This window comes from Bacillus sp. MMSF_3353, from assembly GCF_030733445.1.
In the GTDB taxonomy this organism is placed as follows: Bacteria; Bacillota; Bacilli; order Bacillales; family Bacillaceae_G; genus Bacillus_A; species Bacillus_A wiedmannii.
In genome coordinates this window covers 1-15,889 of the sequence record NZ_JASHJA010000050.1, presented here as the reverse complement: position 1 = coordinate 15,889, position 15,889 = coordinate 1, and the positions used below count along the sequence as shown (strand labels likewise).

The following is a 15,889-nucleotide window of genomic DNA, read 5'->3' as shown; positions in this document are numbered from 1 at the left end:
AATAAATTGTTTGAAAGATTTTTTAGGGGTGATAAGGCAAGAAAAGATGATCAAGGAAATGGACTGGGACTTGCTATTTCAAAAAGAATTGTTGAACTTCATCATGGTAATATATATGCAGAATATAAAGAAGGTTGGATATCCTTTATTGTCGAACATCCAATCAAATAGATTGGCTTATGGAATGACAGGTTCCATAAGCTTTTTTTTATAAAACTTAAGAATTCTTAAGGATTTTACAGGGCGTTTCCTAATTTTTATAGTTTATCATGTATGTATTCAAAGCGATGAGTTAAGTGGAGAAATTAAAATGAAATTTTCTTTACAGCTTTCAATCGGATACATCGTAACAGCCTTATGGAAAAGGTAGATGCGACATGAATATTTTGTTAGTAGCAAATATGAATAGCAACTTATTTTAAAGAAATGAAAAAACAAACGTAGGAGGATATATATGACGAAACCAGTTGTAGACGTGAAAAACGTCCAAAAAGTTTATGGTAAAAAAGGTGAGAGCCAATCACACGCGTTAAAAGGTGTTTCATTCTCAATTCAAGAGGGTGAGTTTGTCGGAATTATGGGGCCATCTGGTTCTGGTAAAACAACATTATTAAATGTAATTTCAACGTTAGATAAAGCGACAGGCGGCGTTGTTGAAATTGCAGGAACGGATATTACGAAAATGAAGCAAGGTGAGCTTTCTGATTTCCGTTCGCAAAAATTAGGATTCATTTTCCAAGAATTCAACTTATTAGAAAATTTATCTATTTACGAAAATATTGCACTCCCACTTTCACTTCAGGGTGTCCCATCACGAAATATTGGACAGAAAGTAGAAAAGGTAGCTGATATGTTAGGAATTTCAGTAATCCTTCAAAAGTATCCATCTGAAGTATCTGGTGGACAAAAACAGCGTTCAGCAGCAGCACGTGCGTTAGTTCATGAACCAGCAATTATTTTGGGAGACGAGCCGACTGGAGCTCTAGATTCTAAAAATGCAACGAGTTTACTGAATGCCATGACAAACTTAAATAAAGAGCAAGGTGTATCCATTATGATGGTTACGCATGATCCTTACAGTGCAAGTTACTGCCAGCGTATTTTATTCATTCAAGATGGTGAGTTATATAAGGAAATTCATCGCGGTGGTACCCGTGAAGAATTCTATAAAGAAATTTTAGACGTGCTTGCAAACTTAGGCACACAAAAAGCGTAAGGAAGGAATTTCGATCATGTTATTTAAACTTTCCATGTCAGGGCTAAAAAGTAAGTTACAAGACTATATTGTCTTACTTGTTGGTCTAATTGTATCTATTTCAACTTTTTATATGTTTCAAACATTAGCACTAAATAAAGCGTTCCTTGAATCCAATCCACATGCTAATACGGTTGCAATTGCATTCCAAATCGGTTCCTTTTTATTAGCGATTGTAACGTTTTTCTATATTTTATATGCAAATTCTTTCTTATTATCTCTTCGCCAAAAAGAATTTGGTATGTACATGATGTTAGGAGCAAAAAAGTATAAAGTTACCCTACTTATGTTTATTGAAACAATCGTAATAGGTACCGCATCTCTTGCAATCGGAATCGCAGTTGGTGTAGGGCTTGCAGAAGGTATTGGTCAGTTATTAATGAAGCAGTTGGAATTCTCTGGTGAAGATTATAAAGCATTTTATATTCCATCTATGACTGTTACTTGCCTCTTTTTCTTTGCACTATTTATAGTATCAGCAATCATGAATAGTATGAAATTATCTCGTATTTCTGTATTACAACTTGTACATGCAGATGCAAAAACAGAGCGTATCGCTGTAAAAGGTAAAATGACAGGTGTAGTTGCATTTCTTGGTCTGATTTTGCTAGGTATTGGGTATGCATCACTGATCCATATAGCACATTTACAGGAAAAAGATCTAGTAACCGTACCTAAATTCATGGGTATTGGATTAATCACAGCAACAGTCGGTACTTACATGTTATTTGGATCACTTCTCCCAGTTATGCTTAACAAGGTAAAGAGTAATAAAAAACGTCTTGAAAAAGGGCTGAATGCTTTTACTTTTGCACAATTGAATTTCCGAATTAATAGCCTAACACGGGTGCTTGCAAAGGTAGCAATCCTAGTGGCTCTTGGCGCTGGTGGAATTGCGTGTGGTATGGCATTTAAAAATAACGTTCTAAAGACGACTGAGAAAGAAAAAGTTTACGATTCAGTCGTTCATAATCCAACAGCGGAAGAAAAGAAAATTTTGAGTGGCATCTTATTTCAAGAGAAGTTTGAATATCGCTACAAAGTAGATGATCGGTATGTGTATTATATAAAAGAAGATGTAGAGAAAAATCGTCCTTTAGCAGAAGATAGTGAAAATAGGAAGAAGATCAAAGTTTTAGAGGAATTTCCTAAGGATGCATTTGCATTGCCAAAACAACTTTATAAACTGTATAACGATGATACGAAAACAAAACCATGGAAAGAGGCTTTCTTCACAATCCAGCCAACTTATTTGTATCCTGATCATGAAATAAAAATTATAGACTCAAACATATACGATAGTTTGAAGGATAAAGAAAATACTGTGTTTATTGGGAAAACAGATGATTTTGGAGCACACTTAAGAGAATGGAAAAAACTCGATGAATTACAGGTAGCGAAATATAAAAATGTGAAAGTGGAAGAATTAGGTAGTACGTATCAAATGTATAATCAGAGTCATGGTATGGCCAGTGGCTTCATGTTTATGGGCTTCTTCGTTGGAATTGCGTTCTTAGCAATGATGGCAAGTTGCCTAATGTTTAAAATTCTATCTGGCGCATCGAAAGACAGCACACGTTATCAAATGCTTCGTAAAATCGGTGTCCGCCGGGGGTTATTAACACAATCGATTTATAAAGAGTTATTCTTTATATTCTTAGTACCAGCAATTGTGGGTATTATTCATATATTAGTTGGTATGAACATGTTCGGTCCGCTTTTAATTGATCCGTATTTCCGAATTTGGTTGCCACTTGTTATTTTCGTAGTGATTTATTTAATTTACTACTTGATTACAGTTCAGTTGTATAAAAGAATTGTACTTCCGAAAGAAAAATAGTTTTACAAAACATACAAAATGTTAAACTCATGAGAAACAGTGATATATTATAAATATTGGTGTAAGTTCTTATGTCTGTTGTAATAAGGACTTATTTGCATGGTTACCACTCTTTTATGTAAAATAAAAGAAAAACATCTTCTGAGATGGGGATAGGAAAACCCATGTCCAACCAATAACTAGTGAATTTATGCATTGATTTTGCTTTTAAACAATTATTTGACACAAGTGAAAATGAAGATATTCTAATAGATGCGCCAAATACGTTTGAATAACCGGATACAAGTGGATTTCAAAAGAATTATATAGGGGCATACTTTTTATAATGATGGGATTAGGTTTACTTTTAATTAACAAAAAAGTAAACAAGGATTTTAATTTTCAGGTGATAAATAAATTTTCTACTAAGATTAGCACCCCATTAAGCTAACAGTTTGGAGTGCTTTAAAAACGAAAAATTCTTCTTTTTATAGGTGGCCATAAGAATTGAACTCATTTTTTTCATTTTGGGGTAATGCTGAATCCTTATGTTGATGGACATGTGGTCCCGTCACATCGCCATAAAGCTAAAGTTTTTCACTATCCATTAAGTAAAAAAGACGTTATTCTTTTTGTAGAAATATACAGAAAGGATAACGTCTTTTTCGCTTTATAGGGATGGTGATTTATAAAATTTCAGCTCGTTTTTTCGTTTTGGGGAACAATTAGTTTCTTAAGTTAATGGGTATGGGCTGAATCCCATAAACTTTCATTGGTAGATAAGTCAAGGACTGTCCCGTAGCAGAAGCAGTTAAGTTTTTTTCTAATTCAAATCCTTCAACTGGTTCGATACAAGAAAATTTTTGTAAGAATACCTCTAATAAAATTTTCATTTCTAACCGTGCAAGGGGTGCACCTAAACAAAAATGTGGACCACTTCCGAAAGTTAGGTGCTTTTTATTATTTGAGCGATGAATGTCTATAGAAAAAGGATCGCTATACATGTTTTCATCCATATTGGATGCACTCATCCAAGCAATGACTACGTCACCTTTTTTTAACTCAATCCCTAATAGATTATTATCCTTTTTGACCGTACGATCCCTTCTTGAAATATGAAAGCGATATCGAAGCATTTCTTCAACGGCTTTAGGGACTAGACCTATATCCTTTCTTAGTGTTTCATATAATGACTTGTCATCATAAAGCAATGAATAGAATGTATTGGCTATTGCGTGACTAGTTGTTTCAATACCTGCCCCTAAAAGTAACATAGTTGTTTGTACAATCTCATTATCCGTAAGTTTTTCCCCATCCACTTCAGCTCGAATCAAATCAGAGATAATACCATCACAAAGGTTCGAACGTTTTTGAACTACAATAGGATAAAGATATTCAAAATATTCTTTCGCTGCCTTTTGTTTTTGTTGTTCAAGGTCTTCTAACCTTTTTTTGTCGTATGGTTGGAACAAAATATCAACCCAATCTTTAAACTGATTTTGACCTTGTGCAGGTACGCCAAATAAATCGCCTATTACTAGAGCAGGTAAAGGGGATGCCAAAGCGTCCACAATATTAATCGTAGAATTTTCTTGTATGTTTTCTACAAGCTCCGTTGCAATTTGTTGAATACGGGGTTCCCACTCTTTTAAACTGCGGGGAGTGAAAGCTGCTGCCAATAAGGACCGTACTTTTCGATGGTCAGGAGGATCAAGGAACGTAATCATTGTTATAGGTGAAGTGTTTTTTTTATTTTTATTATCACCGACAAAAATACCACTTCTAGGCCCTTGACTTGAAAAGAATTCATAATTGGTTAACACTTGCTTAACATCTTCATACTTAAACGCATTCCATGTATTTGTTTCCTCGTGAAAATAAACAGAATGATTGTGAAGCATTTCTTTATACCACTTTAAAGGGAAAAATTCTTCAGTACGCGTCTGGAAATTAGGGATTTCTTGAATTGCAATAACCTCTTTTTTCACTGATATTCCTCCTTAAAAATACAAATTGTATAATTCAATCTATAAATAGTCATATTTGGAGTACATCTCATTCCTAGCCAGCATAAGATAGAAGCGATTTACTCCAAATATGGTGACTAACAGTTGGTATAAATTTCTTCTTTTTGATTCGGGAATTCAAATGGTTTTAATTTATTTTTAATTTCTCTGTAGTTACCATCTCTGCGGGAATGTCAGATTCTAATTCGGAAGCCTGTTTAACTTTCTTTATAAAGAAAGAAAGTATTAATCCGATGATGCCAATTCCAATGATGACAAGGTAGGCGTCATTAATCCCCTGTATAGATGCTTCTGTAACAAGCTCTTTTTGATTCAATCCTTTAGCTGCTGCGGTAGGAACCATATCCTGCAGATGTGATTTCGTACGGCTCGTCATCACTGTCACGAGAAGCGAAGTACCGACAGCACCGGCAACTTGACGAATCGTATTGCTTATTGCTGTTCCATGTGCATTTAACCGCTGTGGCAATTGATTTAGACCAGCAGTCTGAATCGGCATCATCATTAAGGCCATACCAATGCGACGCCCTGTTGACATTAGAATCAAATAGATATAACTAGTGGAATCCGTCAAGTTGATAAAACCCATTGTTGTAATAATGGTAATTGTCATTCCAGTAATAGCTAACCATTTCGCACCAAAGCGATCGAATAGCTTACCGGTAACTGGCATAAGGAATCCCATGACCAGCGCACCAGGAAGAAGCAAAAGACCCGACTCAATGGCTGTGAAACCACGCATATTTTGGAGGTATAACGGAAGTAACATCATATCTGCATACATAACCATAGTAATTGCGATATTAATGATTGTTGTTAAAGAAAACATATTGTATTTAAATACACGTAAGTCAAGCAATGGATTTTGTGATCTTAATTCCTTCCATGAAAAGAGGACAAGGGCTAGGATACCTACAGTAATCGTACCTGATACCTCTATATCTGACCAACCAAGGCTTCCGGCCTGGCTGAAACCATAAATTAATGCACCGAAACCAATGGTAGAGAGAATAACGCTTAGGATATTAAGTTTTGTCTTGATTCGGTCAGATACATTTCGGAGATAAATGAATCCGAGCACAATAACAAGGATAGCAAATGGAATCATTCCGTAAAACATCGTTTCCCATTTATAGTTATCAATAATGTATCCGGCAATTGTAGGACCAATTGCTGGCGCAAAAATGACGGCAAGCCCCACCATTCCCATAGCAGCTCCTCTCTTTTCGCGAGGGAAGATGGTCAAAATAACATGCGTAAGCAATGGCATAATGATTCCTGCACCGGCTGCCTGAATCATACGTCCAGTTAACAAGACAGGAAATCCTGTTGCTACAGCAGAAACAATGGTTCCAGCTAGAAATATAAACATGGAAGTTTGAAAGAGTTCACGTGTGGTAAACCGTTGCATTAAATAAGCGGTAATAGGAATCAAGACGCCGTTTACTAGCATGTAACCGGTTGTTAACCACTGGGCTGTTGTAGCCGAGATCTTAAATTCAACCATAAGTTCAGGAGTAGCGACACTCATGAGTGTTTGGTTTAATGTTGCAAGAAAAGCACCTAAAATCATAATGAACATAATAGGTCCTTTTTTTATCGAATTGGGGACTGTTTTAGTCTGATTATGCAATTCTTTCATATCCTTTCTAATTTTAACGTAGACTTTTTTTACAAAGTGTTGAATAATTTACACTATATAAATTACATTATTATAGATTATTATGACAACAGACAATTTCTTTATAACTGTCTATTAGTTATCACTTCGTGTGCTTTCTGTTAATAAAGTCTAAGATAATAGACAGAACTTAGAATATTGTAAATTTCTAATTAATAGGAAAGGTGATTAGATATGACAAACCATCCAAAGTCCCGTGTAGACCCTCGAATCATTCGTACACGCCAGTTAATAAAAGCGGCTTTAATAGATCTTCTACAAGAGATGGAAATTAGCAAAATAACAGTTAATAAAATTGCAGAACGTGCGACCATTAATCGTGTTACGTTCTATCTCCATTATCGTGATATTCATGACATGTTGGAGAAAATGGCACAGGAAATGGTCGAGGATATTGAGAAAATAATGATAAGCACCGAAAGCCTCCCAGATTCCTCTGAGGATATAGAATGGTTAAAACTCGTAGACCTACTTGAGTACATTGCTGACAATGCTAAATTCTATAAAGTAGTTCTTGGTTCTAGGCGAACACCGATTTTTACAGAACGCTTGTTAAATACACTTTCAGACAAAATAACAGAGAGAACAGAAAGTCACCCCTTTCTCGTTACGAAAGACATTCCAAAAGATATTGTTATTTGGTACGGTTCTTCAGCTTTAATTGGAACAATTGTAAAGTGGTTACATAGGGACATGCCGTATACACCACAATTTCTTGCCAAGAAGTTGTATATACTTTTTAAATCAAGTAATAAAGAAGTTTGAGTTAGTGTGGATTTAAAATCACTTACATAAATCTGGAAGGTACAATTGCCTGGATTTATCGAATAAAAAATTCATTTACGCCATATAATGTTACGTTAAATTCGTGGCGTTTGGCCCACACAAGATTAGCCAGCACTCATACCCAAAAACAAGAGGAAAATACAATAAAAAAACACTAATCTTATGTAAGGTTAGTGTTTTTTTATTGTTGATGACCTTTTTTATTTAGATACAACAAAACCAATAATACTGATAGTTAAAAATGTATAACCCATTAGTAGTAAATAAAATGGTTGTACAACCAACTAAATGTCCGCTTTTTATTATAGCCCGTTTAAAATGCTTATTGCGAGATTTGCTTCCATCGCTACACAGCCCCCAAGATTTGCACATTCAAATCTTGGCTATGTTTACCGAACAGATGAATAACTTAGAAATAAAAGTAAGAATATGACCTGTTTTTACACGTATTTCGGCTTTACCCCATTAATAGCATAATCACACGTATTTGAGATAAAGATAATTGTTAGTATGATGTACTGAGATAGTCAGCAGAGGCTGATCACCCAGCTACAAATGAGTTGGTTATCAAAGATAAATCTGCAGTGCTCTAAGCGATTTATTTGTGTATGGGAAAGCAATCTACACATATAACTATCGATTATCCTGCGACAGGGCGGCTCACTCACCTCCACATGATTTGCAGTTTGCTGGTATCTCTGTAATTTAGGAATATAAAAAACGCTCAAGGCGAACGAACCTTCTTTCGTTTTGTGCCATGAACGAAAGGAATGAGTATAACTATGAATAAGCCCATCCAGATGAACAAATTGAATGCAATAAAAGAGGAATTGAGAAGGTTTATGCTGGTCTATAAATTTGCTTTGGATGAAATGAATACGAAAATAAATATTTTAAAAGAGGAGTTTCAGCATATTCATGATTACAACCCAATCGAACATACGACTTCACGCTTAAAATCGCCCGAAGGTATTTTTAAAAAAGTATTAAGAAAAAACATCAATTTATCTTTTTTAGCAATAAAGGAGCAAGTGAAAGATATTGCAGGTATTCGAATTACGTGTTCATTTAGATCGGATATTTACCGTCTAAGTGAGATGCTTTGCAATCAAAAGGATGTTGAGGTCATTGAATGTAAAGATTATATAAAAGAGCCAAAATCAAACGGTTATCAAAGCCTACACTTAATCGTGAAAGTACCAGTATATATGTCAGACAGAGAAGAAAGAGTTTGTGTAGAGATACAAATCAGGACGATTGCCATGGACTTTTGGGCAAGTTTGGAACACAAAATCTACTATAAATATAACCATGCAGTTCCGGAAAGACTCACGTCAGAATTAAAAGAAGCCGCTATAGTTGCGACCGAATTAGATTTAAAAATGGAAGCTCTTCACCACGAAGTACGCGAATTAAAATCAAGTGAAGAAGAGGGGCTAACCGAACTTCATCTCGCACAAAATCATTTTAACATTCCAATGCAACTGATAGAAATGGTGAATAAAGCGATAAGTGAGAATAAGTAAAGGAAGGAATTGTCCGTCAACTTAAGAAAACAAGTCATCCTAATAGGAGAAAAATAAACTTTTATGCTATAAAAACACATAATTTCTATTTTTAGGGGTATTTAAAAACTTAGGTTGATGGGCATCTGGCGGGACCCAACAGCCATCAACTTAAAAAATACTTGTTCCCCAAAACAAAAAATGAGCTGAATTTCCATGGGAAATTATGAAGAAATATAATTTTCGGTTTGAGAGCATTTTAAAATAGTAGCTTGATGGGCATCGAGTCGCCCCCCGCTAAACCCTAGTTAAACGATTGTGACAATGTGTCATATTTTTCCGTTGACGTATGACACGCTGTCATATAGTATTGGATTACACCTAATTGTGACACGTTGTCACTTATTTGATCGGAGGGAGAAAAATGCCTAAACAAACATTTTTTAATTTAGAAAGAAAAAAAAAAGAAGTATTAATTCAGGCAGCAATGAAAGAATTTTCGAGAGTTCCGTTATTCGAAGCATCGATTTCCAATATTATTAAAGATGCTGGAATACCGAGAGGAAGCTTTTATCAATACTTTGAGGATAAAGAAGATGTTTTCTTCTTTTTATTAAATGATCACTCTAAAAGATACAATGATAAATTTATTTCAATAATAAAAGAAAATGAGGGTGATTTATTTGACTCATATATTGAATTGTACCAATATACACTGATAAAATTCCAAAACTTAGAAAATCAAAACTTTTTTAGAAATGCTTTTTTGAATATGAATTATAAAGTTGAAAATACATTTACTCGAAACATGAATGAGGATGAGCATAAAAATCGATTGTCTGAAATCATGAACTTAATAAATAAAGAAAAACTAAACATTACAGATGAACGAGAAATATTCCATGTCATGAAAATAATCACGGCGGTGACGTTTCACAATCTTATTCAAAATTTCGCGAAGGAAATACCATTCGATGAGTCAGTGAAAAACTATACTTTAGAGCTTTCATTGCTAAAAAAAGGTCTCTATAAAAGGGCGGATAAATAAATGGTGTCCATAAAAAAGTATAAGGTGATTTTTTAATTATTAACCGACGTCAAGATGACTCTATTTTTAATTATTTATTCACTATATCATTGGCATATTAACGAAAAATGAGGAGAAATGTAAATATGTTGAAAATATTTAAATACTTAAAACAAAAAGAATGGATACTTATTGTTGCTAGTATTGTGTTCATTGTAGGTCAAGTTTGGTTAGATTTGAAGCTACCAGATTTTATGTCTGAAATTACGACCCTTGTACAGACAAATGGTAGCGAAACGAGCGAGATATGGCTAGCAGGAGGAAAGATGCTTTTATGTGCTCTCGGTAGTATGATTTTGTCAGTTGTTGTTGGTTATTTTGCGGCAAGAGTAGCAACTTCTCTTTCAAAAGAATTGAGAAAAGGGGTATTTAATAAAACGTTATCTTTCTCTATGGAAGAAATTAATGGTTTTTCAACGGCAAGTCTTATTACTCGTTCTACTAATGATATAACGCAAATACAGCAAACTGTTGCAATGGGTCTTCAAGTTATGATTAAAGCACCTATCCTTGCGGTTTGGGCCATTTTGAAAATCACAGGGAAAAGTTGGGAATGGTCAGCAGCAACAGGAGTAGCTGTCGTTGCGTTGCTTGTTATGATAGGCAGCATCATCATTTTTGTACTACCAAAGTTTAAAGTAGTTCAAAAAATGACAGATAATCTGAACCTAGTAACAAGAGAAGGTTTAACTGGTATTCGTGTTGTTCATGCCTATAACGCACAAGAGTATCAAGAAGCAAAATTTGAAAAAGCAAATAAAGATTTAACAGATACAAATCTTTTGGTGAACCGCCTGATGGCCATTATGCAGCCGGGCATGGGTCTAATTATGTCAGGTTTAACTCTTTCTATCTACTGGATTGGGGCTCATTTGATTATGAATGCAGGTGGAATGGATCGAATCGGTTTGTTCAGTGATATGGTAGTATTTTCGTCTTACGCAATGCAGGTGGTTATGGCATTTATGTTATTAGCGATGACGTTTATTATGCTACCGCGAGCATCTGTATCTGCAGCACGTATTAATGAAGTACTAGATACGCCTCAGACAATTACCGATGGAGAAGTACAATCGTCACCTAATGGAATAGAAGGTGAAATCGAACTGCGTAATGTTAGCTTTAAATATCCTGATGCAGGAGAATATGTTTTAAAAGATATTAGTTTTACGGCACATAAAGGTGAAACTGTCGCTTTTATTGGTTCTACTGGTAGTGGTAAAAGTACGCTGATTAATTTGATTCCAAGGTTTTACGACGCTACTGAGGGAGAGGTCATAGTCGACGGAATCAATATAAAAGAATATTCACAAGAAGCTCTTCATAATAAGTTTGGTTACGTTTCTCAAAAAGCCGTATTATTTTCAGGCACAGTAAAGTCAAATGTTGCCTACGGGGATAATGGTCAGATCTCGTCAACAGATGAGGATATCAAAAAAGCGGTGGAAATTGCTCAAGGAAAAGAATTTGTAGAGAAAATGGATGGCGAATATAATGCTGATATTGCCCAAGGCGGTACAAACCTTTCTGGAGGACAAAAACAACGCCTTTCTATTGCAAGAGCAGTGAACAGAAATCCAGAAATCCTAATTTTTGATGATTCGTTTTCTGCCCTAGATTATAAAACAGACCGTCAACTTCGTTCTACCTTGAAAAAAGAAACGAAAGGTACAACCACTTTGATTGTAGCACAGCGAATTGGAACAATTAAAGATGCTGATAGAATCATCGTACTTGACGAAGGGAAAATCGTTGGTATGGGAACACATGGTGAATTGTTGGAAACCTGTAAGACTTATCAGGAAATTGCCTATTCACAACTATCGAAGGAGGAGCTGGGAAATGCGTAATAATCAAACAAATAGTCCTCGAACAGGTACAGGTGGTCCAGGAGGAATGACAGCTCCTGGAGAAAAGCCAAAGAACTTTAAAAAGCCGTGGGGAAAGTTAATTGCCTATTGTAAACCGTATTTACCAGCGGTTATCTTTGCACTTGTATTGGCAGCTGTAGGAACCATTTTCACTATCATTGGACCAAATATGCTTAGTGATATAACCGATTTAATTACAGAGGGTATTGCAGGTAAGATTGATATTACCGCTATAGGAAATATTGCTCTACTTCTTGCTATTTTGTACGGACTGAGTTTTATTTTCAGCTATATTCAGTCGTTTATTATGGCCACTATTACTCAGCGAGTATCCAAGCGATTACGTACGGATATTGCTGACAAAATCGATAAATTACCATTAAAATACTTTGACTCTACGACCTATGGAGATGTATTAAGTCGTGTCACAAATGATGTAGATATGATTGGTCAGACTTTAAATCAAAGTGTTGGTTCGCTAGTGACAGCGGTCGTTATGTTCCTAGGGTCTTTAATTATGATGTTCTCTATTAATGTTACGATGACACTTTCGGCTATTGCTGCAACAGTTGTTGGATTTGTATTAATGATTTTCATCATATCCAAATCTCAAAAATATTTCATACGCCAGCAGAAAGAACTTGGTAGAATGAATGGTCATATTGAAGAAATCTATTCAGGGCATGATATAGTTAAGGTTTATAATGGTGATAAAGAGGCAAAGCAACAATTTAATAAAATCAATGAAAGCCTGTTTAAAAGTGCTTGGAGATCACAGTTTATGTCAGGGATGATGATGCCCCTTATGATCTTTATTGGAAATTTGGGATATGTTGTCGTTTGTGTAGTAGGTGCTACATTAGCGATGAAAGGTACCATTACATTTGGTGTTATTGTTTCATTTATGGTTTATATTCGCCTATTTACGCAGCCATTGTCTCAGTTAGCACAGGCAGCAACAAGTTTGCAGTCAACTGCTGCAGCAAGCGAACGTGTATTTGAATTCTTAGACGAAGCTGAGCTTGAAGACGAAAGTGATAAAGAATCTATATTACATGCCAATGATGTAAAAGGTAATGTGGAATTTAAAAATGTTAAATTTGGATATACGAAAGAGAAGCTTATTATTAAAGATTTCTCAGCTCATATAAAAGCCGGCCAAAAAGTTGCAATTGTTGGACCTACCGGTGCTGGGAAAACAACGCTTGTTAACCTCCTTATGCGTTTTTATGAAGTTGATAGCGGTGAAATAAAAATTGAGGATGTACCGACTAATTCGATTACTCGTAAAAATGTTCATGATCTATTTTGTATGGTGTTGCAAGATACTTGGTTATTTGAAGGTACGATTAAGGAAAATATAATTTATAACAAATTAGATGTAACTGATGAAGAAGTGGTTGCGGCTTGTAAGGCAGTAGGCTTGGACCATTTTATTAGAACTTTGCCTAAAGGTTACGATACAGCATTAAATGATAAAGCGAGCTTATCTGTAGGGCAAAAACAGCTTCTTACTATTGCAAGGGCCATGGTAAAAAAAGCACCGTTACTTATTTTAGATGAGGCTACTAGTTCGGTTGACACTCGTACTGAAGCGCTTATTCAAGAAGCAATGGATAAATTGATGGTGGGTAAAACATCATTTGTGATTGCACATAGACTTTCAACAATTAGAAATGCCGATTTGATTTTGGTTATGAAAGATGGAGACATTATTGAAAGTGGTAATCATGAAGAATTGATTGCAAAGAAAGGATTCTATGCGGATCTATATAATAGTCAGTTTGAAGATGCATCTTAAAAATTGAAATGGTTCTGTTGCAGAGGTGGAGATAAACATAAGGTTCATCTAGCTGTTTAATTTTCAGTAGAATTTAAAGTTGATATTTGGCAAAAAGACGATATAGAAATATCAAATTTTAGTCATTGAAATTAATATGAATAAAACACATAAAAGCGTCTCTAGCTCATTTAAATGCTAGAGGCGTTTTGCGTGTTCTACTCATCTTTTGAATCATTCACTTTTGCAGAGTTTTTCCATTTAATCGTTGATTTTTCAAATTAAAATAAGCATTTATTGAACTACTCACCACTTAACGTCCTTACGGGCTTTTTGGGGTAGTGACAGGGTTGCTGTCATAGACCGCAAAGTAAAAACATAGAGATTTGTCACCTCTGTATTTCTTCAAGTTTTCTTTGATTGATTGCTCGATAAAGAGGGCCTTGTGATATGCCAGTTCCTTCTAATTTTAAGTTATATAATTACGCTCCTCAATTAGACATTCTACAAGATACTGATCTATTTATTACACATGGAGGAATGAATAGTTCCAGTGAAATCTTATATTTTGGTGTTCCTATGCTAGTTATTCCAGTTAGGTGAGATCAACCTATAGTTTCTCAAAGAATAGAAGAATTAGAAGCCGGAGTCCAGCTAAATCGTCAATTACTTACTCCGGATATATTACGTAATACGGTAATGCATGTGTTATCAAATGATATTTATACAAAAAATAGCCATAAAATTGGAGAATCTTTAAAAAATGCTGGAGGATATAACAAGGCAGTCGATGAAATTGAAACCTTTAAATTAAAAATAGGTATTAAATAAAACAAAACTATTGTGGCTGAAGAATTTGTGGAGCATGTGGTGATACCCCTCATTGTATTTAGAATAAAAATTTTTAAATATAGCAGAAATGCTAATGAAGTATTTATCTCTAATTTGCTAACTAAAATTTTTCAATACAATTAATGTAGTAGAAGCAATGGAGAAATAGGTTATTAAATATTCTACATTTTATAGACTTGCTAAACAGTATAAAGAAGTAAAAAATGGGAAACCTAACGAATAATTAAGGATGATTCAGGGGGTACCAAATGGAGCATAAAACAGAAGTAACTATTGGGGATTACGTTCAATTTTTATATCGTAAAAATCCTAATTTAGAATTAACCGGATATGTAGTCAGTGTTCTACAGAATACAATTGTTGTAGATATTACAGAGATAATGGGATTTGAAGTAGATGATGTTAGGCAAGTAGTAAAACACGGTTACTATAATAAAGTGAATCAAAGGCGAATAAAAAATAATGTTTCATAAAAAATGCTCCTAGATCAATCTAGGAGCATTTTTTTGATGAAGTTACTGGATTTCTTACGAGGATAAATACCAGCTGTTAAAGAGTAACATATTCATTTAGAAAAAGCACTATCATGGATTCTTTTATATGCCAACCGACGTTCATCTCCATCTAAAATTGGTGTTTCACACCTTCACATTTTTGAGGAAGGAGCCTTTTGTCTGAAAACGATAAAAAAGTCCTTAACAACTTGTTAAGGACTGCGGAATAGAACCGCAATTTGGGCTGAAACCCAATGAGTTTGTAGAAAATAAATTGCGATTATAATAGCAATTGTATTCCCAAAAGCAATGTTTCAAATGGATTTTAACATACCTGTAACTGTAATGGTATCAACAAAATGTGGATTGAATTACAAATAGTGGTTGGGAATATTGGGAAAAGTTTAAAAATTAATTACTTTTCATGAAGAAAAAACATTAAGAAGAACTTATAGTAACAAATTTTTAGAGAAAGCATCCATAGCGGATGCTTTTTTTCTTTGTTATATAAAATTTATATAATAAAGAAGGGAATTAACCAATCGGACAATTGAACAAGGAACATTCATTCATAACTAAAATATTTTAAACAAACGTTTGTTTAATTCTCCTACACCAAATTTCTTCATCACATAAATAAAAAAATAAGAATACCCCATTTACATATATTCAAGAATTATAGTTAGTTATAACACAAAAATCATTTTCTTATAGTTAATTAATCTTAAATAT

Annotated in this window: 12 protein-coding genes and 2 pseudogenes; 11 read left to right on the top strand and 3 right to left on the bottom strand. The window is 34.5% G+C overall.

The window, feature by feature from the left end; translation table 11 throughout:
• The 4 genes and pseudogenes from RBB48_RS30180 to RBB48_RS31900 all read left to right on the top strand — a co-directional run.
• Nucleotides 1–171: ATP-binding protein (locus RBB48_RS30180; RefSeq protein WP_306008731.1), on the top strand; the 171-nt coding region annotated here is incomplete at its 5' end.
• A gap of 283 nt (nucleotides 172–454) precedes the next feature.
• Nucleotides 455–1,216, top strand: a complete 762-nt coding sequence (locus tag RBB48_RS30175) for an ABC transporter ATP-binding protein (RefSeq protein WP_306008729.1) — start codon at nucleotides 455–457, stop codon at nucleotides 1,214–1,216.
• Nucleotides 1,217–1,232: 16 nt separating this feature from the next.
• Nucleotides 1,233–3,095, top strand: coding sequence for an FtsX-like permease family protein (locus tag RBB48_RS30170; protein ID WP_306008728.1), 1,863 nt, complete (start codon nucleotides 1,233–1,235; stop codon nucleotides 3,093–3,095).
• Nucleotides 3,096–3,277: 182 nt separating this feature from the next.
• Nucleotides 3,278–3,346 (top strand): annotated as a pseudogene (locus RBB48_RS31900) (PD-(D/E)XK nuclease family transposase); the annotation flags it as partial.
• 453 nt (nucleotides 3,347–3,799) lie between these two features.
• Here the strand turns inward: RBB48_RS31900 and RBB48_RS30165 are convergent.
• On the bottom strand, nucleotides 3,800–5,062 hold the full coding sequence (locus tag RBB48_RS30165; protein WP_306008727.1) for a cytochrome P450: 1,263 nt from the start codon (nucleotides 5,060–5,062) through the stop codon (nucleotides 3,800–3,802).
• Nucleotides 5,063–5,228: 166 nt separating this feature from the next.
• The gene (locus RBB48_RS30160; protein ID WP_306008726.1) at nucleotides 5,229–6,683 is read right to left on the bottom strand and encodes a DHA2 family efflux MFS transporter permease subunit; all 1,455 of its coding nucleotides are present in this window, start codon (nucleotides 6,681–6,683) and stop codon (nucleotides 5,229–5,231) included.
• Between the two features lie 273 nt (nucleotides 6,684–6,956).
• Between RBB48_RS30160 and RBB48_RS30155 the strand changes: the two genes are divergently transcribed.
• Nucleotides 6,957–7,547 carry a TetR/AcrR family transcriptional regulator gene (locus RBB48_RS30155; RefSeq protein WP_306008725.1) on the top strand — a complete coding sequence of 197 codons (591 nt, stop codon included), beginning with the start codon at nucleotides 6,957–6,959 and terminating at the stop codon, nucleotides 7,545–7,547.
• Nucleotides 7,548–7,768: 221 nt separating this feature from the next.
• On the opposite strand, the gene RBB48_RS31825 is transcribed toward RBB48_RS30155, so the two are convergent.
• Nucleotides 7,769–7,852, bottom strand: a complete 84-nt coding sequence (locus RBB48_RS31825; RefSeq protein WP_260857101.1) for a DUF3955 domain-containing protein — start codon at nucleotides 7,850–7,852, stop codon at nucleotides 7,769–7,771.
• Nucleotides 7,853–8,410: 558 nt separating this feature from the next.
• On the opposite strand from RBB48_RS31825, the gene RBB48_RS30150 reads away from it, so the two are divergent.
• The 6 genes and pseudogenes from RBB48_RS30150 to RBB48_RS30125 all read left to right on the top strand — a co-directional run bounded on the left by RBB48_RS30150 (nucleotide 8,411) and on the right by RBB48_RS30125 (nucleotide 15,136).
• A complete protein-coding gene (locus RBB48_RS30150; RefSeq protein WP_306008730.1) occupies nucleotides 8,411–9,094 on the top strand; it encodes a GTP pyrophosphokinase in 684 nt (227 codons plus the stop codon).
• 403 nt (nucleotides 9,095–9,497) lie between these two features.
• Nucleotides 9,498–10,121, top strand: coding sequence for a TetR/AcrR family transcriptional regulator (locus RBB48_RS30145; protein ID WP_306008724.1), 624 nt, complete (start codon nucleotides 9,498–9,500; stop codon nucleotides 10,119–10,121).
• 125 nt (nucleotides 10,122–10,246) lie between these two features.
• The gene (locus RBB48_RS30140; RefSeq protein ID WP_306008723.1) at nucleotides 10,247–12,010 is read left to right on the top strand and encodes an ABC transporter ATP-binding protein; all 1,764 of its coding nucleotides are present in this window, start codon (nucleotides 10,247–10,249) and stop codon (nucleotides 12,008–12,010) included.
• On the top strand, nucleotides 12,003–13,832 hold the full coding sequence (locus RBB48_RS30135) for an ABC transporter ATP-binding protein (protein ID WP_306008722.1): 1,830 nt from the start codon (nucleotides 12,003–12,005) through the stop codon (nucleotides 13,830–13,832). Before RBB48_RS30140 ends, RBB48_RS30135 begins: the two co-directional genes overlap by 8 nt.
• A 435-nt stretch (nucleotides 13,833–14,267) precedes the next feature.
• A pseudogene (locus RBB48_RS30130) lies at nucleotides 14,268–14,642 on the top strand (nucleotide disphospho-sugar-binding domain-containing protein); the annotation flags it as partial.
• Between the two features lie 269 nt (nucleotides 14,643–14,911).
• The gene (locus tag RBB48_RS30125) at nucleotides 14,912–15,136 is read left to right on the top strand and encodes a DUF2187 domain-containing protein (RefSeq protein ID WP_306008721.1); all 225 of its coding nucleotides are present in this window, start codon (nucleotides 14,912–14,914) and stop codon (nucleotides 15,134–15,136) included.
• The last annotated feature ends 753 nt before the right edge of the window (nucleotides 15,137–15,889 follow it).